16 protein-coding genes and 1 other annotated feature are annotated in these 22,332 nt (G+C 67.6%); of the genes, 10 read left to right on the top strand and 6 right to left on the bottom strand.

What is annotated here, in order from left to right; translation table 11 throughout:
- The first annotated feature begins 26 nt into the window (after nt 1–26).
- Nucleotides 27–79: a sequence feature (sul1 is cis-regulatory element that is thought to sense ions involved in sulfur or methionine metabolism; They are found in Alphaproteobacteria), on the top strand.
- A 91-nt stretch (nt 80–170) separates the two neighbouring features.
- The 6 genes from QEP15_RS12580 to QEP15_RS12555 all read left to right on the top strand — a co-directional run bounded on the left by QEP15_RS12580 (nt 171) and on the right by QEP15_RS12555 (nt 6,585).
- On the top strand, nt 171–1,637 hold the full coding sequence (locus tag QEP15_RS12580; protein ID WP_280148838.1) for a SulP family inorganic anion transporter: 1,467 nt from the start codon (nt 171–173) through the stop codon (nt 1,635–1,637).
- A 111-nt stretch (nt 1,638–1,748) separates the two neighbouring features.
- Nucleotides 1,749–2,516, top strand: coding sequence for an endonuclease/exonuclease/phosphatase family protein (locus QEP15_RS12575; protein ID WP_056317766.1), 768 nt, complete (start codon nt 1,749–1,751; stop codon nt 2,514–2,516).
- Nucleotides 2,513–3,703: a cardiolipin synthase ClsB gene (gene clsB, locus QEP15_RS12570; RefSeq protein WP_062839509.1), complete on the top strand. Its 1,191-nt coding sequence runs from the start codon at nt 2,513–2,515 to the stop codon at nt 3,701–3,703. Before QEP15_RS12575 ends, clsB begins: the two co-directional genes overlap by 4 nt.
- Nucleotides 3,700–4,701: a lysylphosphatidylglycerol synthase domain-containing protein gene (locus QEP15_RS12565; protein WP_223575538.1), complete on the top strand. Its 1,002-nt coding sequence runs from the start codon at nt 3,700–3,702 to the stop codon at nt 4,699–4,701. The genes clsB and QEP15_RS12565 overlap by 4 nt, the downstream gene beginning before the upstream one ends.
- Before the next feature lie 8 nt (nt 4,702–4,709).
- The gene (locus QEP15_RS12560; protein WP_280148837.1) at nt 4,710–5,840 is read left to right on the top strand and encodes a DUF3182 family protein; all 1,131 of its coding nucleotides are present in this window, start codon (nt 4,710–4,712) and stop codon (nt 5,838–5,840) included.
- Nucleotides 5,827–6,585 (top strand): alpha/beta hydrolase family protein, encoded by a 759-nt coding sequence (locus QEP15_RS12555; protein WP_056317755.1) that lies wholly within the window; start codon nt 5,827–5,829, stop codon nt 6,583–6,585. Before QEP15_RS12560 ends, QEP15_RS12555 begins: the two co-directional genes overlap by 14 nt.
- 19 nt (nt 6,586–6,604) lie before the next feature.
- On the opposite strand, the gene QEP15_RS12550 is transcribed toward QEP15_RS12555, so the two are convergent.
- From QEP15_RS12550 to QEP15_RS12525, 6 genes are all read right to left on the bottom strand, one after another.
- Nucleotides 6,605–7,714, bottom strand: a complete 1,110-nt coding sequence (locus QEP15_RS12550; RefSeq protein ID WP_280148836.1) for a DUF748 domain-containing protein — start codon at nt 7,712–7,714, stop codon at nt 6,605–6,607.
- 168 nt (nt 7,715–7,882) lie between these two features.
- Complete coding sequence (locus tag QEP15_RS12545; RefSeq protein WP_280148835.1) at nt 7,883–8,569, bottom strand: PIG-L family deacetylase; 687 nt, start codon at nt 8,567–8,569, stop codon at nt 7,883–7,885.
- Between the two features lie 21 nt (nt 8,570–8,590).
- The gene (locus QEP15_RS12540) at nt 8,591–9,019 is read right to left on the bottom strand and encodes a PRC-barrel domain-containing protein (protein ID WP_152384423.1); all 429 of its coding nucleotides are present in this window, start codon (nt 9,017–9,019) and stop codon (nt 8,591–8,593) included.
- Between the two features lie 234 nt (nt 9,020–9,253).
- Nucleotides 9,254–9,595, bottom strand: coding sequence for an ElaB/YgaM/YqjD family protein (locus QEP15_RS12535; protein WP_056317742.1), 342 nt, complete (start codon nt 9,593–9,595; stop codon nt 9,254–9,256).
- An 89-nt stretch (nt 9,596–9,684) separates the two neighbouring features.
- Nucleotides 9,685–9,885 carry a hypothetical protein gene (locus QEP15_RS12530; protein WP_062839516.1) on the bottom strand — a complete coding sequence of 67 codons (201 nt, stop codon included), beginning with the start codon at nt 9,883–9,885 and terminating at the stop codon, nt 9,685–9,687.
- A gap of 39 nt (nt 9,886–9,924) precedes the next feature.
- Nucleotides 9,925–11,697, bottom strand: coding sequence for a thiamine pyrophosphate-requiring protein (locus QEP15_RS12525; protein WP_279990072.1), 1,773 nt, complete (start codon nt 11,695–11,697; stop codon nt 9,925–9,927).
- A 286-nt stretch (nt 11,698–11,983) separates the two neighbouring features.
- On the opposite strand from QEP15_RS12525, the gene glgA reads away from it, so the two are divergent.
- The 4 genes from glgA to glgB are packed head-to-tail and all read left to right on the top strand — an operon-like array spanning nt 11,984 to nt 22,331.
- Complete coding sequence (gene glgA, locus QEP15_RS12520; protein ID WP_152384421.1) at nt 11,984–13,552, top strand: glycogen synthase GlgA; 1,569 nt, start codon at nt 11,984–11,986, stop codon at nt 13,550–13,552.
- 12 nt (nt 13,553–13,564) lie between these two features.
- Entirely contained in the window at nt 13,565–16,762 is a 3,198-nt protein-coding gene (locus tag QEP15_RS12515) for an alpha-1,4-glucan--maltose-1-phosphate maltosyltransferase (protein ID WP_152384420.1), read from the top strand.
- Complete coding sequence (treS, locus tag QEP15_RS12510; RefSeq protein ID WP_425285983.1) at nt 16,759–20,136, top strand: maltose alpha-D-glucosyltransferase; 3,378 nt, start codon at nt 16,759–16,761, stop codon at nt 20,134–20,136. Before QEP15_RS12515 ends, treS begins: the two co-directional genes overlap by 4 nt.
- Complete coding sequence (gene glgB / locus QEP15_RS12505; protein WP_280148834.1) at nt 20,133–22,331, top strand: 1,4-alpha-glucan branching protein GlgB; 2,199 nt, start codon at nt 20,133–20,135, stop codon at nt 22,329–22,331. Before treS ends, glgB begins: the two co-directional genes overlap by 4 nt.
- The last annotated feature ends 1 nt before the right edge of the window (nt 22,332 follow it).

Below are 22,332 nucleotides of genomic sequence, written 5' to 3'. Positions count from 1 at the left end.
GCGGCCGCGACGCTGTCGCGATCCCAGATGGACCCGGCTTGCCGGGTGGCTCGGCCGGGCGCCTATCCCTCGGACAACCTGCAAGCCCAACGGGCGTTCGCCCTTGACCTGCCGCACACGCTGCGGCGCGACCCACGCCCGGCGCTTGCTCAAATCTGCTTAGCCAATCAATGTCAGTTCTTTCCAAGCTTCGCCGCGACTGGATGGCCAATCCGCGCGCGGACGTTCTGTCGGGGGTGCTCGTCGCCCTTGCCCTGATTCCCGAAGCCATCGGCTTTTCCATCATCGCCGGGGTCGACCCCAGCGTTGGCCTGTATGCCTCGTTTTCCATCGCGTTCATCATTGCGTTCATGGGCGGGCGGCCGGGCATGATCTCCGCCGCGACCGCCGCGGTCGCGGTCCTGGTCGCGCCGCTGGTGCGCGAGCACGGCGTCAGCTACCTGTTCGCCGCGACCGTGTTGATGGGCCTGCTGCAGATCGCGGCCGGATTCCTGCGGCTGGACCTGCTGATGCAGTATGTGTCGCGTTCGGTCGTGACTGGCTTCGTCAATGCGCTGGCCATCCTGATCTTCATGGCGCAGCTGCCGCAATTGATCGGGGTGACATGGGTCACGTATGCCATGGTGGCCGCCGCGCTTGCCATCATCTATCTGCTGCCCCGGCTCACCACGGTCATCCCATCGCCGCTGATCGCCATCATCGTCATGACGGCCGTCTCCATCCAGGCGGGGCTGGACGTCAACACGGTGGGCGACATGGGCGCGCTGCCCTCTGCCCTGCCGTCGTTCATGGTTCCCGATGTGCCCTTCACGCTGGAGACCCTGCGCATCATCCTGCCGTACTCGCTGACGATGGCCGCGGTGGGACTGCTGGAATCTATGATGACGGCGCAGATCGTGGACGACATGACCGACACCGCCAGCGACAAGCGCCGCGAATGCAAGGGCCAGGGCATTGCCAACCTGGTCACGGGCTTTCTGGGCGGCATGGGCGGCTGCGCCATGATCGGCCAGTCCGTCATCAACGTGCGCGCCGGCGGCCGCACGCGTCTGTCCACCTGCGTGGCGGGCGTCTTCCTCCTGTTCCTGATCGTGGCGCTGGGCCCCCTGGTGGCGCAGATCCCGATGCCGGCCCTGGTGGCCGTGATGATCATGGTGTCGATTGGCACCTTCAACTGGCGCTCCTTGCGCAACCTCGGCTCGCATCCCTGGCAGTCGTCGGTCGTCATGCTGGCGACGGTCGCCGTGGTGGTCTGGACGCACGACCTGGCACGCGGCGTGCTGGTGGGCGTGGTGCTGAGCGGTCTGTTCTTTGCCGGCAAGGTCAAAGGGCTGCTGCACGTGGCCACGTCGCTGTCCGAGGATGGGCGCACGCGTACCTACCGCTATTCGGGGCAGATCTTTTTCGCCTCGGCGTCGCGGTTTTCGGCGGCGGTCGACTTTCATGAAGCCGTGGAGCGCGTGGTGATCGATCTGACGGCCGCGCACTTCTGGGACATTTCGGCCGTTGGCGAACTGGACAAGGTGACGCTCAAGCTGCGCCGCGCGGGCATTCAGGTCAAGGTCGTGGGACTGAACGAGGCCAGCGCCACGCTGGTCGGGCGTTACGCCCAACCCGGGGCTCAGTCGGGCCACTAGCACGCAGTCGCAGCCGATGCCTTCATGGCCTCGGCTGCGGTTCAACACGTTTGGTTACTTCCCGGGCACGGCGCTTGCTCACTCCGCCAGATCGCATCTGCCGGAGTTTTCATGCCCGCTTCGCATTCCCTCGACGCCACGACGCTGACGGTGTTGACGGTCAACACCCATAAGGGCTTTACCAGTTTCAACCGCCGCTTCATGCTGCACGACCTGCGAGAGGCGCTGCGCACCGCCTCCCCGGACGTGGTCTTTCTGCAGGAAGTCCTGGGCGAACACCAGACGCACGCCGGGCGCCACGATTCCTGGCCGGCGCAGTCGCAGTATGAATTTCTTGCCGACACGTTGTGGACGGACTTCGCGTATGGCCGCAACGCGGTCTACCCCGAAGGACATCACGGCAACGCGATCCTGTCGCGCTACCCGATCGAAAGCCACGAGAACCACGACGTGAGCGTCGATGGCCACGAGGGCCGGGGCCTGTTGCACTGCGTCTTGAGGCCCCCTTCCCTTGCCTCGCCCGTGCACGCCATCTGCGTGCACCTGGGGCTGCTCGAGCGCCACCGGGGCGAGCAATTGCGCCGGCTGTGCGAGCTGGTGTCGCACGGCGTGCCCGCGGACGAGCCGCTGCTGATTGCGGGCGACTTCAACGACTGGCGGCTGCGTGCGGACACCCTGATGCGCGATTGCGGCACGCAGGAGGTGTTCACGTCGCGTCTGGGCCGGCCCGCGCGGACCTTCCCGGCGCGCTGGCCGCTGCTGCGGCTGGACCGCATCTATGTACGCAGTGTGCGCGACTGGAAACCGGTGCCACTGGCATCGCGCGTCTGGTCGCGGCTTTCCGATCATGTGCCGATTTGTGCGGAGATTGCGCTATGAACCTGGGCTGGCGCGAAAACAACCGATATACCCTGCTGGAAAACGGCACGGAGTACTTTCCCGCCGTCGTCGAGGCCATCGACGCGGCCAAGAGCGAAGTGCTGGTGGAAACCTTCATCCTGTTCGACGACAGCGTCGGCCGGGATATCCAGCAGGTCCTGATCCGCGCCGCGAAGCGCGGCGTCAGCGTGGACCTGCTGGTCGACGGCTACGGGTCCGACGAGCTGAGCGAGGAATTCATCGGCGCGATGACCGAGGCCGGCGTGCGCTTTCACGTGTTCGATCCGCGCCCGCGCTTTCTGGGCGTGCGCACGAACGTGTTCCGGCGCATGCACCGCAAGATCGTGGGCATCGACCGCGAGCGCGCGTTCATCGGCGGCATCAATTTTTCCGCGGACCATTTGCCCGACTATGGCCCCGAGGCGAAGCAGGACTATGCCGTTCTGGTCGAAGGGCCGCTGGCGGCCGACATCGCCGACTACGCGCGCGCGCAGCTGGGCAACGGCAAGCGGCGGCTGCGGCGGCGCCCCGCCCGGATGGACCCCCTGCCCGCCGGCGACGGCGGCGGGCGGCTGGTGGTGCGCGACAACATCAGCCATCGCAGCGACATCGAACGCTACTACCGGGCAGGCGTGCGCTCGGCGCGCTCGGACGTGCTGATCGCCAATGCCTACTTCTTTCCGGGCTACCACCTGCTGCGCGATCTGGTGAAGGCCGCCCGCCGCGGCGTGCGCGTGCGGCTGCTGCTGCAGGGCGAGCCGGACGTTCTGGTCGCCCGCCTGGCCGCGTCGATGCTGTACGACTACCTGATCGATTCGGGCGTGGAGATCCATGAGTACTGCAAGCAGCCGCTGCACGGCAAGGTCGCGTGCGTGGACGATGACTGGTCGACGATTGGTTCGAGCAACCTGGATCCGCTGAGTCTGGCGCTGAACCTGGAGGCCAACGTCGTGGTGCGGGACGCGTCGCTGAACGCAGCCCTGCGCAAGAGCCTGGACCGGCTGATTGCCGAAGACTGCCGGCCGGTCGAGATGGCCAAGAACTCGCGGCGCCGGTTGCGCCGCCTGTGGCTGGGCGTGGTGGTGTTTCACTTTCTGCGGCGGTTCCCCGCGTGGGCGGGCAGCTTGCCGGCCCATAAGCCGCGCCTGCAATCCATGACGGCGGATACCGGAAGGGAGACCGCATGAAGATCCTGCATTCGTCACCCATGCGGGCGTTGAGGCGCCGCTGGCCCCGTATCAAGCGCGTGCTGCCCGTACTGGTGCTGATCGTGGTCGCAGGGCTGCTGTATTACTTCGGCCGCTCCGTGGACTGGCCGCAGGTGTGGGTCGCCATGCGCAAGATTCCGGGCCAGACCATCGCCATCGCGGCCGGACTGGTGGTTGCGGGCTACCTTGCGTACGGCAGCCTGGACCTCCTGGGCAAGAAATACACGCGCCACCACCTGCCCGCGCCCAAGGCGCTGGGCGTGGCGATGCTGAGCTACGCGCTGAACCTGAACCTGGGCGTGCTGGTGGGCGGCCTGGGGGCACGGCTGCGGCTGTACACGCGGCTGGGCTGCCGCAAGTCTGTCGCGACCCGCGTCGCCTTGTTTGCGGCGGCATCGAATTGGATCGGCTATGCGTGGCTGGCGGGCATCGTGTTCGCATTGGGCGTGGTGCCGGTGCCGGCGGGCTGGGAGATCGGCTCCGGCATGCTGCGCATCCTGGGACTCGCGCTGCTGTCGTTGGGCATTGCCTACGTCGTGACGTGCGCACGGGCCCGGCGCCGCAGCGTCACCTGGATGGGCCACCACATCGCGCTGCCGCGCGCCCGCATGGCCGTGGCGCAATGCGCCCTGGCGGCGCTGTCCTGGTCCCTGATGGGCGCCATTTGCTATGTGCTGCTGCAGGGCAAGGCAAGCTACCCGGCGGTGCTGGGCATCCTGCTTTGCACGAGCTTCGCGTCGGTCATCACCCGCGTGCCCGGCGGATTGGGCACCACCGAGGCCATCTTCGTGGCCGCGCTGGGATCCCAGATTCCGCCCACCGAAGTGCTGGGCGCGGCCCTGGCCTACCGCGCCGTCTACGCGTTGGCGCCGCTGTGCCTGGCGCTGATCGCGTATCCCTTGATCGAGCTGAAATTGGGCATGCGTCGGCGCAAGGCGGACGCCGCTCCCCCAGGCCAAGCAAGCCGCGTGCAATGAGGACCGCCATGAGTAGACCCCGACCCGACTCCGCAGGAACCGTCGCCGCCTATCCGCGGCGCGCCGCTGCGTCCGAACACGATATCGCCTCGCAGGAGGCGCTGGCGTTGCGCGTTGCCGCCTTGCTGGGACGGCGGTTCGCCCCGGACTTCCGGCCGACCCGCAATCGTGGCGAACCGCCGCCCTACTACGTGCCGGATCGCAGCATCACCAGCCTGGCCCGCGCGGCAAAGCTGGGCATCACGCGCGCGGCCGACCTGTTCGGCGGCGTGACGCCGCATGCCTTTGTCGCAACCAAATCCATCACCCATGGCGTCGTCGACGCTCAGGCGCGGGTGCCGCAGGGGTGGGCGCGATCCTTGGCCGGCGCGCTCGAGGAGGTCGTGCTTCGCGGCTTCACCGCCTTCACGCTGGAGGACGCCTACCGGGCCGGGGAGCGGCTGCTGCAGGAAGGCGCATTCCGCGTCAAGCCAGCCGACGCCACTGCGGGCCGCGGGCAGATCGTCGTGCGCAACGCGCAGGAATTGCGAGCCGCGCTGAGCGAACAGGACGCTGCATCCGTGCGCCGCCTGGGCCTTGTGCTGGAGGAAGACCTGGCGCAGATCGAGACCTACAGCGTGGGCTGGGTGCGCGTGGGCAAGCTGGAAGCGTCGTATGTGGGCACGCAGTGCCTGACGCCCGACAACAACGGCGTCTCGGTGTACGGCGGCTCCAATCTCACCGTTGCCCGCGGGGGCTTCGACGAGTTGCGGGCGCTTAACCTGACCGACGAAGAACGGCAGGCGGTGGACTTGAGCTGCCGCTATGACACGGCGGTCTCCACGGCCTATCCTGATTTCTTCGCGTCCCGGCGCAACTACGACGTGGGCGTGGGCCGCAACGCCCAAGGCGAACCCCGCGCCGGCGTGCTGGAGCAATCGTGGCGGGCGGGCGGCGCCAGCATTGCGGAACTGTCCGCGCTGCAGGCGTTCATGCTGTCGCCATCGCTTAAATCCGTGTCCGCCTTCACGCGCGAACGCTATGGCGCGGACGAACCGCCGCCCACGTCGGAGCAGTACGTGTACCGGGGCGAAGACTCCGCCGTGGGTATGATCACCAAATCCGGGGGAATTCTGGAGGACGACGATGGCCGCCTTTAGCGACCCAATCGAAATCGACGTGGCGGACCAGCAGCTGGCCGGCACGTTTCTGACGCCCGAGAGCAAGGTGCCGGGCGTGCTGTTCATTCACGGCTGGGGCGGCGACCAGAAGTTCGACCTGGCCCGCGCCAAGGGCATCGCCGCGCTGGGATGCGTGTGCCTGACGTTCGACCTGCGCGGCCATGCCGCCACGCAGGCGCAGCAGATGCAGGTGTCGCGCGACGACAACCTGCGCGACGTCATGGCGGCCTACGACCGGCTTGCGGCCCATCCGTCATTGGACAGCGGCTCGGTCGCGGTAGTGGGCAGCAGCTACGGCGGCTACCTGGCCGCCATTCTGAGCGGACTGCGCCGCGTGCGCTGGCTGGCCCTGCACGTGCCCGCACTGTACCGCGACGACGAATGGATGCTGCCCAAGAACCAGCTCAACCGCGAAACCCTGCGGGCTTATCGCAACACCCATATCGAGCCCGAAAGCAACCGCGCGCTGGCCTCTTGCGCCACCTTCACCGGCGACGTGCTGATCGTGGAAGCCGAGCACGACGTGTACATTCCGCACTCGACGATCATGAACTACCGTTCGGCCTTCCGGCGGTCCCATTCGATGACGCACCGCATCCTGGATGGCGCGGACCACGCCCTCAGCGACAAGGCCTCGCAGCAGGCCTATACGTCGATCCTGGTGAACTGGGTGACCGAAATGGTCATGGGCGCGCGGGTCGGCCGGCCGCGCCCGCTGCCTTAGGCGGCTACCCGGCGACGGCTCAGGGCTTGGCGGGGCTGAGCAGGTCCGACAACGCGTTGCCCAATTCCTTGACGGCGCCCGCGACCCCTTCCGCGGCGCCTTCGGCGCCCACCCCGATGGCATGTCCGAAGCCTTGCGCCACCTGCGCCGCAAAGCCGCGCGTGACCGAGAACTTCGGATTGTCCAGGCTGCCCGCCAGCGCAAAGTCGAACCGGATCGTTCCGCTCTTGTCCTTCATCGCCGCCAGCACCGCCTTGCGCGGCAACGAGAACAAGCTGCCGTCGCCACTGAACTTCAGGTTGTGCAAGGCCACGGCGCCCGAGGCCTTCAGCTCATGGCGGGCAATCGATGTCTTCATGTCCAGGTCCATCGAACCGCCCGACAGCGAGCCGGCGCCGTTCTCGGCCAGATAAGGCGCGGCATGGCGCACGTCCATGTTGCGCGCCGCGACCGTGATGTCCGCATCCGTGCCGCCGATCACCACCTTGCCCCGCGCGCGCACCGTCGACTCGCCATTGCGGTTGTCCTCGACCTTGCCGGTAAATTCCATGTCGCTGGACGTGCCATCGCCAGGAATGACCACCGGCTGCAGCCGCGCCTGCACGTCCTTGAAGGGAATGCGATGCGGCGGCTTGGAGACGGCGCCGTCCAGGTATTCCAGCCGGCCATCGCGCAGGATCAGCTCGGCGACGCGGATCGGCCCATTGCGCCGCGTCTTGCCATCCCCCACACCCGCCCGCAGCGCCGCCTGCAGCGCGGGGGATATCTGCATGTCGCCGTCGGGACTGCGCACCACGGCGAAATCAAACCCGTCGATGATGATGCGCTTGAACACGGCCTCGCGGCGCAGAAAGGCGGTCCACTCCGGCTCAAGTTCAACGCGCTGGGCGCGCGCGCCGGGCTGGCCGGATGCGCCGGGTACGGTGACGTCGGTCAGCACCACCTGCCGAAGGCCGACCTGCACATTGCCGACCTGGCTGCGGGGGCCCAGAATGCTGGCGATGCGCTGTTCGACCACGCGGGTGGCGGCCAGCGCCAGCACCGCAAGGACGGCTCCGATCAGAAGCAGTATCGCCAGGGCGGTGCCCCAGCCTGACCGGCCACGCGCGTCGGCTGCGTTCGAACTCATCTTGGTTTCCGAAGTTGTACAAATCACCGGCGCCGCCGGCGCCACACCCCTTGCACCATAGCGAGGCGCGGCGGCCTGCGCAACCTGGAGCATCGTCCGGGATGCGCAATCATTCATCAATGCTCGAAAAGGATGAGACGGCGCCTGGCCTCGCCGTCTCGATGCTGGTCAAGCGAGCTCACGCCGCCAGGACAGGCGCCAGTAGCGTTCGGGACGGGATGGCAAAGCGCCAACCTGCCCCGCCTGTACCTCTGCCGCCAGGCTGTTGCGCGCGGCCAGGGCGCGCAGATGGGCACGCGTGACGTCGCCCTCGGCGCCGGCGTCGAACGGTGAAGCCAGGATCCGATGGCGCAGCAGACTGGCCAGCCGCTCCTGGACCGCGCCCGGCTCGGCGTCCGCGACCTCTTCATAGGCGATCCACTCCACACGCAGAAACAGCGCCCGCGCGGTCAGGCATGCGTCCGACACTTGCAGCTGCGCCGGCCCGCACAGCCCAAGCGGGATCAGGATCACCCGTGGCCGCAGTGCGGACAGCGCCGATGCCAGGGCGCCCGTCAAGCGCCCGGCCCTGCCGCTGTCCGGGCGCGGATCTTCCGCCAGATCCATCTGCACGCCGCGCACGCCCAGCAGGGACAGCGCCCGCGCGCTGCTGGCCTGGCGGGAAAGGACGGCATCGCGGACGCTTGCAAGACGGTCGGCGCTGTCCTTGTCGCTGGCGCAACCGGACGGTAGCGGCAAGCCCGAATACACCGTGAGCACGGTGCTGTCCGGACGCGCCGCCAGCAGGCCTGCACAGCCGCCGACGGCGTCGTTGAAGCAGGGAGAAACCGCAATCAGTCTGCCTTCCCGGAGCATGGCGTCCTCGTCGGTAGCGGCTTACCAATACGGGGGCTGGTTGTAATACTGATGAATGCCTCTGGCCCAGGTTTCGTCCGCCATGCTGGGCCAATTGTCCTTGTCGAACCCGTCGGCGTTCTTGAGCACCTCCTTGTCCACGTTCAGCACGAAGCACTTGCGGTCGGTATCCAGCGTCAGCGCACTCCACGGAATGGCGTACAGCTTGTCGCCAATGCCCAGGATGCCGCCGCGCGACAGGACGGCATACGCGATGCGCCCGTGCGGCACGTCCAGCATGATTTCCTGGATGCTGCCCAGCGATTCGCCAGCCGGGTTGTAGACGTCGTTCCCTTCAAGGGTGCTGGCCGCCATGATCTGCGGACCGGGACCGCTGGGATCGTTTTTCGGGCCGCCCACGATCTTGGTTTCGCTTTGCGCCTGGCCGGCGCCTGTCAACGGATGGTTCATGGTGAATCTCCTTCAGTAAAGCGTCTTGCATGGCGAACGGTTCGGCATGCAGGTCATCCTCCAAGCAAGCCCTGTGCCACACCGCTGTGCGGCTTGGAGCCCCGGCCTTGCGCAGGTCCGGCCCGCACAAGATGGCAGTTCTTACATGCGGCCCCACAAAAATGCCGGGGCCGGCCCTGCGTGTGCAGGATCGGCCCCGGCCGGAGCGCGGGTCGGGCCGCGCGGGGGTTGGCGTCAGCGCCGGTTACCGCGGTCCGACATCATGCAGATGCCGGCCAGCACGCCCAGCAGCACGGCGCCTGCGATGCTCTTCCAGGCGTTTTCATGCACGTATTCATCTGTGGCGTGCGACACCACGCGCGCCCGGTCCCAGGCCGCACGCTCCCATCCGCGGGCCTGATCGCGTGCGGCGTCCAGCTGATGCTTGAGCTTGTCGCGGGCGGATTCGATCTCCGACCCGCTGTAGCTGGCGGTGCTTCGCAGCAAATCCTCGGTGCCTGATATCAGGTCGCGCATCGTCCGCGAAGACGAGTCCGAGGTGTGGAACATGTCGCGCAGCCTATCTCGTTTGTTCATGGGTACTCCTTTGAAAAGTGCGGATCGCTCCCCCCGCGGCACGGCGCACGCGAGGCGCGGCCCGCAAGCCGCAAGCCGTGCGGGGCCGGTCACAGCCGGTCGATGCCCGGCGTCTGCTGGGGGTCGACCCCCGGCATGGGATTGGGAATGCTGTCCGGAGGCCAGTGCCCCTTCTCATCCTTGCCCGCGCCGGGCGCGTCGGGCTGGGGTTGTTCGGCGGGCGCCTGGTCCGGGGTCTTCTGTCCGCCCTGTCCGGGCGGTGGGGAACGCGTCCCCTCAGTGTTTGCCATGATGTGCTCCTGAAATGAAAAGACTGATGCAATCGGCTGTCAACTTGCCCACCATTGCTTGATCGTCGCGCGCAGGGCCGCGCCGCCCGTCGCGGCATCTTCCTGGCGCAACGCCTTGAAATACGCACCGATCTGCTTGGCCGGGATGTGGGGCGGCAACGGCGGCATCTCGGGATCGGTCACCATCTCCAGCACGACAGGACGTCCCGCCGCCAAGGCGCGGTCCCACGCCGGCCCGACGTCGTCGGGACTGTCCACCCGGATGCCCTCCAGGCCCAGCATCCGGCCATATTCCGCATAAGAAAACTTGGGCAACCACTGCGAGTCCGGAAAGCGCGGGTCCCCGCCCATCACGCGCTGTTCCCATGTCACCAGGTTCAAATCGCCGTTGTTCAGCACCATGACAATCAGGGTGGGATTGCTCCAGTCCTGCCACCGATGGGCAATGGTGATGAGCTCGTTGATGCCCAGCATCTGCATCGCGCCGTCGCCCACCAGGGCGATGACAGGCCGATCCGGATAGGCAAGCTTTGCCGCCACCGCATAGGGCACGCCGCAACCCATCGTGGCCAGCCCGCCCGACACCGAACCCATCATGCCGGCCTGAATGTCGACGTTGCGCGCATACCAGTTGGCGGCCGAGCCCGAGTCGCAGGTCAGAATGGCCTGCGCAGGCAAGCGCTTGGACAACTCCAGGAACGGGCGCTGAGGATTGATCGGCTTGGCATCGACCATCGCACGGGCATGCACCGTCTCGCGCCAGGCGGAAACCTGCTTCTCGATACGCTCGCGCCAGCGCCGCGTTTTCTTGGGTTCCAGCAGCGGTATCAACGCTTCCAGCGTCAGGCGGCTGTCGCCCACCAGCCCGATTTCCACGGGATAGCGCAGGCTGAGCTTGCGGCCGTCGCGGTCGATCTGCACGGCGCGCGCCTGGCCTTCCTGCGGCAGGAATTCCGCATACGGGAAGGAGGTGCCCACCATCAGCAGCGTGTCGCACTCGTTCATCATGTCCCAGCTCGGCTGCGTGCCGAGCAGTCCGATGGCGCCCGTCACGTACGGCAGGCTGTCCGGCAGCACGGCCTTGCCCAGCAACGCCTTGGCCACGCCGGCGCCCAGCAGCTCGGCGACCTCGCTGACCTGTTCGCCCGCCTGCAGCGCGCCCGCGCCCACCAGGATTGCCACCTTCTCGCCGCGATTCAGGATGTCGGCGGCGTTGCGCAGCGCGTCCGGGCCGGGCACCGCGGCGTGGGAGGTTACGCCGATGCCAGTGTGCACCGTGCCGTGCTCACGGGGCGGCGCCGGCACGGCCGGCAAGTCCTGCACGTCGTTGGGGAAGATGACGCAGGTCACGCTGCGCCGCTCCAGCGCAATGCGCATGGCGCGGTCCACCATGTGGCGCGCCTGCTCCGCCGTCGTCGCCATCTGCACGTAATCGTGCGCGACGTCCTTGAACAGGCTGATCAAGTCCACTTCCTGCTGGTAGTCGCCGCCCAGCGCGCTGCGGGCCTGCTGGCCCACCAGCGCCACGACCGGCTGATGATCCAGCTTGGCGTCATACAGACCATTGAGCAAATGGATGGCGCCGGGCCCCGAGGTCGCCAGGCATACCCCGACCTGCCCAGTGAATTTGGCATGGGCGCACGCCATGAAAGCGGCGCTTTCTTCGTGGCGGGCCTGTATGAATTCCAGCGGCTCCTGCGTGCGGCCAAAGGCGCCGATAAGCCCGTTGATGCCGTCGCCGGGATACCCGTACACCGTGCGCACGCCCCACTGCGACAGCCGCTTCAACACGAAGTCCGACACTGTTTCCATACGTTTCTCCATGCGGTCGTCGTTGAAAGCGTCTCCTTGCAGCAACCGCCGTTCCTGCCCCTGATTGGAATTTGGGCGCAGGGGCGCAGATAAAAATTACAAACCGGCCGTGGCGGGCGCCAGGCCTGCGTCGTTGCTCCATCGTTTGGATGACCCGCATTTGTGCTGCATCGCGCAATTTTTCTGGTGCCAGCGGTTTTGGGCACACGGCTTGCGTAAGGGAAGGCCTCGGCGTAATCGCGATCGAGCCGCAACCATCTCGATCGGCCTATCAACTGGAGCAAGCATGGCGAAGACAAGAACCCTGATTGTGGCGGGAGAAGCTTTTCCGCTGGCCAAAACGGGCGGACTGGGAGATGCCATTACCGGCATGGCCCGCGCGTTGATGGAGGCGCGAATGCCTCTGAGCGTGCTGCTGCCTGCCTATCGGGGCGTGCGCGCCAAGTTGAACCGCGTGCGCGAAGTGGCCACGCTGGAGGATCTGCCCGGCGGCCCGGCCGTCCTCCTGGAAGGCAAATGCCCGCAATCCGGCATCGACTATCTGGTGCTGGAGAACGATGCCCTGTACGACCGTGGCGGCCTCTACGCCGACGAGAACGGGCGCGAGCATCCCGACAACGGCTTGCGCTATGCAGCGCTTGCGCACGCCGCCGTGCGCGTGGCGGCGGGATTGCCGGGCGTTGCGCGCCCCACGCTGGTGCACGCGCACGACTGGCATGCCGGCCTGGTGCCGCTGCTGCTGCGCGCGGCCGGCCTGCCCGACGTGAAAAGCGTGATGACCATCCACAACCTGGCGTTCCAGGGGCTGTTCCCGATTGCATGCGCCGACGAATTTGGCGTACCCGAATGGGCCCGCACCGACGACGGCGCCCAGGCTTGGGGGCAGCTCAATTTCCTGAAGGCCGGCATCCGCTACGCGGACCGCGTCACCACGGTCAGCCACACCTACGCCCGCGAAATCATGACGCCGGAATTCGGTTGCGGCCTGGACGCGCTGCTGCGCAGCCGTGCAGACGACCTGCTGCCGATCCCGAACGGCATCGACGACGTGCTGTGGAACCCTGCCCACGATCCGTACCTGCGCAGCCACCGCTATTCGGTCCGAGACCTGACCAACAAGATTCATTGCAAGGCGGCATTGCAACGCGAGTTCGGCTTGCGCCCGGATCTGGGCGCGACGGTGATGGGGATGGGCAACCGCCTGACCGAACAGAAGATGGCGGACGTTGCGGTGCACGCGCTTCCCGAAGCGCTGGACCGTCACCCCAATCTGCAGATCGCCATTCTGGGTCAAGGCGATCACCGGCTGGAAGAAGCCTTGCAGGACATCGCGCGCCGCTATCCGGGACGCTGCGCCACCCATATCGGCTACGACGAGGGCATCGCCCACCGTCTGCACGCCGGCTCCGACATCCTGCTGCATGCCAGCCGCTTCGAGCCCTTTGGCCTGACGCCGCTATATGCGATGCGCTACGGCACCCTGCCGATCGGCTCGCGGGTGGGCGGCATGGCCGATACGATCCAGGATCCCGGTCCGCGCGCCCCGCTGTCAGCCATGGCATCGGCCACCGGCGTGCTCTTTGAAGGCGACACGCCGCAGGCCATGAGCGCCGCGATCGATCGCGCCCTCGACCTGCGCGGCCACGGCATTCTCTGGCGGCTGATGCAGCGCAACGCGATGAGCAGCGATTTCGGCTGGCGCGCCGCGGTCAGCCTGTACGCCAGCCTGTACCGCTCGCTTGTGGAACCCGAGTATCGCGATGCGGCGCCCGCCTCGGCCCTGCAACCCGAAGACGTCGCCGCCGTCAGCCGCCGTCAGCCGCGAGCGGGTGGCGCACTGCCAGCCGCCATCTAAGGAGCCAGCCCGGTGCCCCGTTCCACCGTCCCCGCGCCGTCCCGCGCCCCGCTACGTCTTTATCACGCCCGCTCTGGCCTGCCGGAGGGCCACTCGGACCTCCAGGCCCTGTGCCAACGCCTCGCGCAACGCGGGTTCAATGCCGTGCTGGCGCCGGCGCCGTGGCTGACCGGGCCGGAACCGGGCTCGAATGCCGCGCGCGATGCGGACACCGCGCGCGTCGACGGCAAGGACACGCCGATCACTCAGTGGTACACCGAGATTGCGGCGCAGTTGTCGACCCACGGGTTGTCGCTGTTCGTCGACGTGATCCTGGACCGCAGTGCGCGCCATGCCGTGGCGACCACCGCCGAACCCGGGTGGTACCGGTCGCTGCACGAAGAACCCGCGCGCGATCCGCGACTGACGCCGCAGGAGCGCGGGGTGCTGCACCTGCCTGAAGGCCCCCTGCCGGCCGGCTTTCTGCCGGCGTGGACGGCACGTCTGCTCGGCTGGACGCGCAGCGGGGTCAAGGGCCTGGTGTTCCAGGCGCCTCACCGGCTGCCGGCAGAGGCGTGGCGGGAACTGGGGGCCGCGTTGCGCGCGCAGAATCCGGATGTGCGCCTGTTGGCCTGGACACCCGGCCTGTCGCCCGCCGACCTGGCGGGCCTGCGGGACGCGGCGTTCGACGCCGCATTTTCTTCCCTGCCCTGGTGGGACTTCAAGTCGTCGTGGCTGGCGGAAGAGGACGCGCGCCTGCGCGCCATTGGCGAAGTCATTGCTGCCCCGCCGCAATCCGGCGCGCAGTCGCCGTCTGAATACGGCCGAAGCGCGCTCTGGAGCGCGGCGGTGTCGGGCGATGGACTCATGCTGACGGACGAGGACGAACATCGCCTGCCGGACGTACAAGCCGTGAACGCCTGGTTCGACGGCTCCCGGCTGAAGGGTCCGTTGTGTTTGCTGGGCGGCCGGGACGGCAGCTGCACCGTGATGCTGCGCGATGCGGGCGATGGCGCGACATTGGCGCTTGCGGTCAATCCGTCGCCCACGCAGCATGCGGGCGTGGATTGGGATGCCCTGGCGCCAATGTTGCCGCCGGCCGATCTCGTCCCGTTCACGCCGCCCGCGGGTTTGCAGAGGCAGGCCGACTCCCTGGCCGCGGGCGACTGCGCGTTGCTGATGTTCCAACCCACCCAGCCGGTCCGCGACGCCGTGCGTCACCACCGGACGCGCGCCGACGACCTGGCCAACCAGCGCGTCGCGCTGGAGAACATCAGCCCTGCCGTGGATGGCGGCCTCTATCCGGTCAAGACCATCCCGCACGCGCGCATCGCCGTGCAGGCCGACATCTTCATGGACGGCCACGACCAACTCGCCGCCGAGGTGCGCTGGCGCGCCAAGGACGAGGCGCGCTGGCACACGGTGCCGATGACGCGCGGCCTGAACGACCGCTGGGAAGGCGCATTCCGCCCTCGCCGCGTCGGGGCCCATGAATTCGTCGTGGCCGCCTGGTTCGACGCCTGGCATACGTTTACCCATGACATCGAGGTCAAGCACCAGGCGGGCCGCGATATCAGCCTGGAGATCCACGAAGGCCTCGCACTGCTGCGCGACGCCCTGGCGCGCGCCGACGCCGGCTCGCCCGCCGGCGCGGATGCCGAGCCCGTGCGCCGTGCGCTGGCGGCCTTCGCGGACGCCGACCTGACCCATCCGGTCCCGCCGACGCAGGCGCAGGTCGACGTGCTGCTGGACCCGGCGTTGGCGCACGCCATGCACGCGCTTGACGACCACCCGTTCGAAGCGGTCACCGCCACGGCCTACCCGGTCTGGGTGGACCGCAGCCAGGCCGTCCATTCCAGCTGGTACGAACTGTTCCCCCGGTCGCAGGCGGCCGAGCCCGGGCGCCACGGCACCTTCGACGACGTGGTCGCGCGGCTGCCGGACATCCGCGAGATGGGCTTTGACGTGCTGTACATGCCGCCCATCCACCCGATCGGCCAGCGCAACCGCAAAGGCCGCAACAACAGCCTGCGCGCCGAGCCGGGCGACGTGGGCAGTCCCTACGCCATCGGGGCGCAAAGCGGCGGCCACGACGCCATCGAGCCCGCGCTGGGCACCCTGTCCGACTTCCTGAACCTGGTGGATGCGGCCGCTCAGCATGGGATGGAGATTGCGCTGGACTTCGCCATCCAGTGTTCGCCGGATCATCCGTGGCTGACGCAGCATCCGGACTGGTTCTCGTGGCGGCCGGACGGGTCGATGCGCTACGCCGAGAATCCGCCGAAAAAGTACGAGGACATTGTCAACGTGTCCTTCTACGGCGGCCAGAACCGCCGCGGCCGCAAGCTGGGCTTGTGGCGCGCGCTGCGCGACGTGGTGCTGTTCTGGGTGAATCACGGCGTGCGCATCTTTCGCGTGGACAACCCCCACACCAAGCCCCTGCCGTTCTGGCAGTGGCTGATCTGCGAAGTCCACGCGCAGCATCCGGACGTGATCTTCCTGTCCGAGGCCTTCACCCGCCCCAAGATGATGTACCGGCTGGCCAAGATCGGCTTCACGCAGTCGTACACGTACTTCACGTGGCGCAACGAGCGGGCCGAGCTGGAAGCCTACCTGCAGGAGATTTCGTCGCCGCCGGCGGCCGACTTCTTCCGCCCGCACTTCTTTGTGAACACCCCGGACATCAACCCGTTCTTCCTGCAGACCTCGGGACGCCCGGGCTTTCTGATCCGCTCGGCGCTGGCCGCGCTGGGCTCGGGACTGTGGGGCGTGTACAGCGGGTTTGAACTCTGCGAAGGCGCGCCGCTGCCGGGCAAGGAAGAGTACCTGGACTCCGAGAAGTACGAACTGCGCCAGCGCGACTGGCACGCCCCGGGCAACATCCGGGCCGAGATCACACGCCTGAACCAGATCCGGCGCGCCAACCCGGCATTGCAGACGCATCGCGGCCTGACGCTGGCCGCCAGCAGCAACAACCGGGTGCTGGCTTTCTACAAGTCCACGCCAGGCCACGGCAACGTGGTGCTGGCCGTCATCAGCCTGGATCCGTTCCAGGCGCAGGAGACGCGCGTCGAGGCGCCGTTCTGGCTGTTCGGCGAATCGGACGCCGGTCAGCTGTCCGCCGAAGACCTGCTGACCGAAACCCGCGAGACCTGGCATCAGAAGCACCGCAGCCTGACGCTGACCCCCGACCAACCCTATCGCGTGTGGCGGCTTTCGCTGCATGGATGAAGCCCGCGCCCAACGCCATGATGAGTAAAGCCCAACCCATTCAGGATGATCCCCTCTGGTACAAGGACGCCGTCATTTACCAGCTTCACGTCAAGTCGTTCTTCGACTCGAACGGCGACGGCGTTGGCGACCTGCCCGGCCTGATTTCCAAGCTGGACTACATCGCCAGCCTGGGCGTGAACACCATCTGGCTGCTGCCCTTCTACCCGTCTCCCCGCCGCGACGACGGCTACGACATCGCGGACTACCGCGGCGTGCACTCGGACTACGGCACCATCGCCGACGTGCGCAAGCTGATCCGGGCCGCGCATGCCCGGGGCCTGCGCATCATCACCGAACTGGTGGTCAACCACACGTCGGACCAGCACCCGTGGTTCCAGCGCGCCCGTGCGGCCAAGCCCGGGTCGGCGGCGCGCAACTTCTATGTCTGGTCCGACAACGACAAGGCGTACGCCGGCACGCGCATCATCTTCTGCGATACCGAGAAGTCGAACTGGACCTGGGACCCGGTGGCCAACGCGTACTTCTGGCACCGCTTCTATTCGCACCAGCCCGATCTGAACTACGACAACCCGCAGGTGCTCAAGGAAGTGCTGTCCGTCATGCGCTATTGGCTGGACATGGGCGTGGACGGGCTGCGCCTGGACGCGGTGCCTTACCTGGTCGAGCGCGAAGGCACCAACAACGAAAATCTGCCCGAGACGCATGACGTGCTCAAGCAGATCCGGGCGGTGATCGAGGCCGAGTACCCCGGCCGCCTGCTGCTGGCCGAAGCCAACCAATGGCCCGAGGACGCGCAGGAGTATTTTGGCGCGGGCGACGAATGCCACATGTCCTTTCACTTCCCGCTGATGCCGCGGATGTACATGGCCATCGCGCAGGAAGACCGCTTTCCGATCACCGACATCATCCGCCAGACGCCCGATATTCCGCCCACCTGCCAGTGGGCCATCTTCCTGCGCAATCACGACGAGCTGACGTTGGAGATGGTGACGAGCCGCGAGCGCGACTACCTGTGGAACGTCTACGCGGCCGAGCCGCGCGCCCGCATCAACCTGGGCATCCGCCGCCGGCTGGCGCCGCTGCTCGAACGCGACCGGCGCCGTGTCGAGCTGATGAACAGCCTGCTGCTCTCGATGCCCGGCACGCCGGTGCTGTACTACGGCGACGAACTGGGCATGGGCGACAACGTCCACCTGGGCGACCGCGACGGGGTGCGCACGCCGATGCAATGGTCGCCCGACCGCAATGGCGGCTTTTCGCGCGCCGATCCCGAACGGCTGCCATTGCCCGTGCTGATGGGCCCGCTGTACGGCTACGAGGCCGTCAACGTCGAGGCGCAGCAGCGCGACCCGCATTCGCTGCTGAACTGGACGCGGCGGCTCCTGGCGCAGCGCGGGCAGAGCCACGCCTTCGGCCGCGGCACGTTGCGCTTCATCTATGCCGGCAACCGCAAGATCCTGGCCTACCTGCGTCAGTGGGAAGACACGACCATCCTGTGCGTGGCGAACCTGTCGAATGCGGCCCAACCGGTCGAGCTGCACATGCAGGAGTTCTCGGGCCGGGTACCCGTGGAAATGCTGGGTGGCACGCCCTTCCCCGCGATCGGCGAACCGCCCTATCTACTGACGCTGCCGCCCTACGGCTTTTACTGGATGGACCTGAGCCAGGACGCCGCGCCGCCCGGATGGCACGCGACGGCGCCCGCCCAGATGCCCGAACTGATTACCCTGGTGCTCAAGAATCGGGGCGGCGCGGCGCTGACCGACGCGTCCCGCGCCACGCTGGAGCGCGAGATCCTGCCGCAATATCTGGCGCGCCAGCGCTGGTATCCGGGGTCGGAGGCGCCGGCCCGCGCACGTCTGGCCTACGCCACGCCGTTCGCCTCGGCCGACGGGGAATTCTATTGGGCCGAGATCGAGCCGGAGGACGGTACGACGGGCATGCGCGCGCAAGCGCCCTTTGTCCTGGTCTGGGACGAGACCGCCGTCATCCAGTACGCCATTGCCCGCGTGCGCCGCGGCGCCGAAGTGGGCGTCCTGGCCGACGCCTTCCTGCAGCCGGGCTTCGTGCGCAGCACGCTCCGCGCTATGCAGGCGAGCGCGGAACTCGACGGACGCAGCGGCGGCAAGCCGGGCGACAAGCCGGGCGTGATCCGCTTTCTGCCCGAGGCGGGGCTGGCCGGCATGGATTTCGACGGCGACCTCGACATGCACTGGCTGTCGGGCGAACAGTCCAACAGCTCGGTCATCGTCGGCAATGCCGTCATCCTGAAGCTGATCCGCAGCGTGCAGCCGGGCCTGTCGCCCGAAGCCGAGATGACCCGCTACCTGACGCGGGCCGGCTACGGGAACATTCCACCGCTGCTGGGCGAGGTGCAGCGCGTCGACGCGGAGGGCGTCGTGCACACGCTGGCGGTCGCGCACGGCTACGTCTCCAATGAGGGCGATGCCTGGAGCTGGACGCTGGACTACCTGAAGCGCACGCTGGCCAATGCCCTGTTGGTTGGCAGCTCGCCCGAGGAGTTCGAGGAAACCCTGGAAGGCTACGCCGTCATGGCCGGCACCATCGGAGAACGGCTGGGCCAGATGCACACGCTGCTGGCCGCGCCAACCGATGATGCAGACTTCCAGTCGCGAGCCGCCAGCCAGACGGATGCGGACAAGCGGGCCGAGCAGGTGCTTGCGCTGCTGGACCGCGCCGAAAAGAATCTGCGCGCAACGCTGGACAAGCTTGAAGAGCCGTCGCATGCCTGCGCGGAGTGGTTCTTCGAGCATCACGAGCGCCTGGCCAAGCGCGTCGCCGAGATGGCGCAGGCCGAGGTGGGCGCGCCGTGGCTGCGGATACACGGCGACTTCCACCTGGGCCAGGTGCTGGTCGCGCAGACCGACGCCTACCTGATCGACTTCGAAGGTGAGCCGATCAGCAGCCTGGAAGTGCGGCGATCGCTCGCTTCTCCGTACAAGGACGTGGCCGGCATGTTGCGCTCGTTTGACTATGCGGCGGCGTCGATTGCGCGGACGGACCTGATCGGTGGCGCGCATCTGGACGCCAATGCGGGTGCGGACGACGTGCCCGCGCCGCCCGTTGCACCGGCCGAACAGCGCGACGCCCTGCTGGCGCGTTTCCGCCAGCGGGCCTCGGACGCGTTCCTGCAGGGTTACACCAGTGTGCGCGGCGGAGACCTTGCCGCCTCGGGGGATCGCGAGGATACGCTGCTGATCCTGGCGCAACTGGAGAAAGCCGCCTACGAGGTCAGCTACGAAGCGGCCCACCGGCCCGACTGGATTTCGATTCCCCTGTGCGCCCTGACCGAACTGGCGCGCGGCGTCCTGCTGTCGGCCGCCATCGATGCCGAAGGAAAAACGTCATGACCGCAGGCTTTGCCTCTCCCGCCGCTGCCACCGACGGCCACATCGACGCGCAGGAGCTGACCGCGCTGGCCCATGGGCTGCATGACAACCCTTTCGGGGTGCTGGGACCGCACGACGGCTGGGTACGCGTCTTCGTTCCCGGGGCCTCGGCCGTGGCGGTCCTGGATCAGGATGGCGATCGCACGCCCCTGGAGGAACAGGCGCAGGGTCTCTACGTCGGCCGCGTGACGTACGCGCAGGCCGGCGACGGGGCGTCCTACCGCCTGGCGATCCGCTGGCCCGCGGCCGAACAGGTCACCGCCGATCCCTATGCCTTCGGCGCTCTGCTGGATGACGCCACGCTGCAGCGCCTGGCCCAAGGCGCGTGGCGCGAGGCCGGCGAGGCCCTCGGTGCGCACCTGGTCGAGGTGGACGGCGTCAGCGGCCTGCGCTGCGCAGTCTGGGCGCCCAATGCCCGGCGGGTTGCGGTGGCCGGCGATTTCAATGGCTGGGACCCGCGCCGCCACGGCATGCGTCTGCGCCACGCAGCGGGGGTGTGGGAGATTTTCATTCCCGGCGTACGCGCTGGCGACCGCTACAAGTTCGCCATCACCGACCGCAACGGCAATCAATTCTTGAAGGCCGATCCGATGGCGCGCCGCAGCGAGTTGGCGCCCGCCACGGCCTCGATCGTGGACGATCCCGCGCCCTACGCCTGGTCCGACGACGACTGGATGCAGGCGCGCGGGGCGCGCCAGTCTCCCAGCGCGCCCGTGTCGATCTACGAGGTCCACGCCGGCTCGTGGGCCAGTGTCGAAGCTGGCTCCTGCGCCTGGGACCAGATGGCCGACAAGCTGCCGGGCTACGCCCGCGCCATGGGCTTCACGCATCTGGAACTGATGCCCATCATGGAGCATCCGTTCGGCGGCTCGTGGGGCTACCAGCCGCTTGGCATGTTCGCGCCCACGGCGCGCTATGGGCCGCCCGAGGCCTTCGCCCGGTTCGTCGACCGCTGCCACGCCGCCGGCATCGGCGTCATCCTGGATTGGGTGCCCGCGCACTTTCCCGACGACGCGCATGGCCTGGCCACCTTCGACGGGACCTCGCTGTACGAATACGAAGATCCGCGCGAGGGCTATCACCCCGACTGGCACACCATGGTCTACAACCTGGGGCGCAACGAGGTGAAGGCGTTCATGATCGCCAGCGCCATGCACTGGCTGCGGCGCTTTCACATCGACGGGTTGCGTGTGGATGCGGTGGCGTCGATGCTTTACCGCGACTACAGCCGCCGGCCCGGCGAATGGATTCCCAACCGCTATGGCGGCCGCGAGAATCTGGAGGCGGTCCAGTTTCTGCAAGAGCTGAACGACACTGTGCGCCACGAGGTGCCGGACGCCATCATGGTTGCCGAAGAGTCCACCGCGTGGCCGGGCGTGACCGCGCCCGTGTCCGAAGGCGGTCTAGGATTCCACTACAAATGGAACATGGGCTGGATGCACGACACCCTGCGCTATCTGGCGCAGGATCCGATCCATCGCCGCTACCACCACCACGACATCACGTTCGGCATGGTGTACGCGTACAGCGAGCGCTTCATCCTGCCGCTGTCGCACGACGAGGTGGTGCACGGCAAGGGGTCGCTGCTGGGCAAGATGCCCGGCGACAAGCAGGCGCGGCTGGCCAACCTGCGCGCGTACTTCGGCTTCATGTGGGCGCATCCCGGCAAAAAGCTGCTGTTCATGGGCGGCGAGCTGGCCCAGCCCACCGAATGGAACCACGACGCCACGCTGGACTGGAACCTGCTGGACGACGCGGGCCATCTGGGCATGCAGCGTCTGGTGGCCGACCTGAACCGCCTGTATCGCGACCTCCCGGCCCTCCATGCGCGAGACGCGGACCCCTCGGGGTTCGCGTGGACGATCATGGACGACCAGGACAACAGCGTCGTCGCCTTCATCCGCACCGACGGCCAGCAGCACGTGCTGGCCGTGTCGAATTTCACGCCGGTCACCCGGCACGATTACCGCATCGGGGTTCCTCGGGCCGGCCGCTGGGCTGAACTGCTGAACACCGACGCGTCCCAGTACGGCGGGTCCGGCCAGGGCAACCAGGGCGGGGCCAACACCGGCGACATGGCTGCCCACGGGCAGCCGCAGGCCTTGTCGCTCACCCTGCCGCCCCTCTCGACTCTCTTCCTGATGCACGAAGGCTGAA

It is taken from the genome of Achromobacter mucicolens (assembly GCF_029866465.1).
GTDB classification, from domain to species: Bacteria; Pseudomonadota; Gammaproteobacteria; order Burkholderiales; family Burkholderiaceae_B; genus Achromobacter; species Achromobacter mucicolens.
The sequence above is the reverse complement of the archived record's forward strand: the minus strand, read 5'-3'. Positions and strand labels throughout refer to the sequence as shown.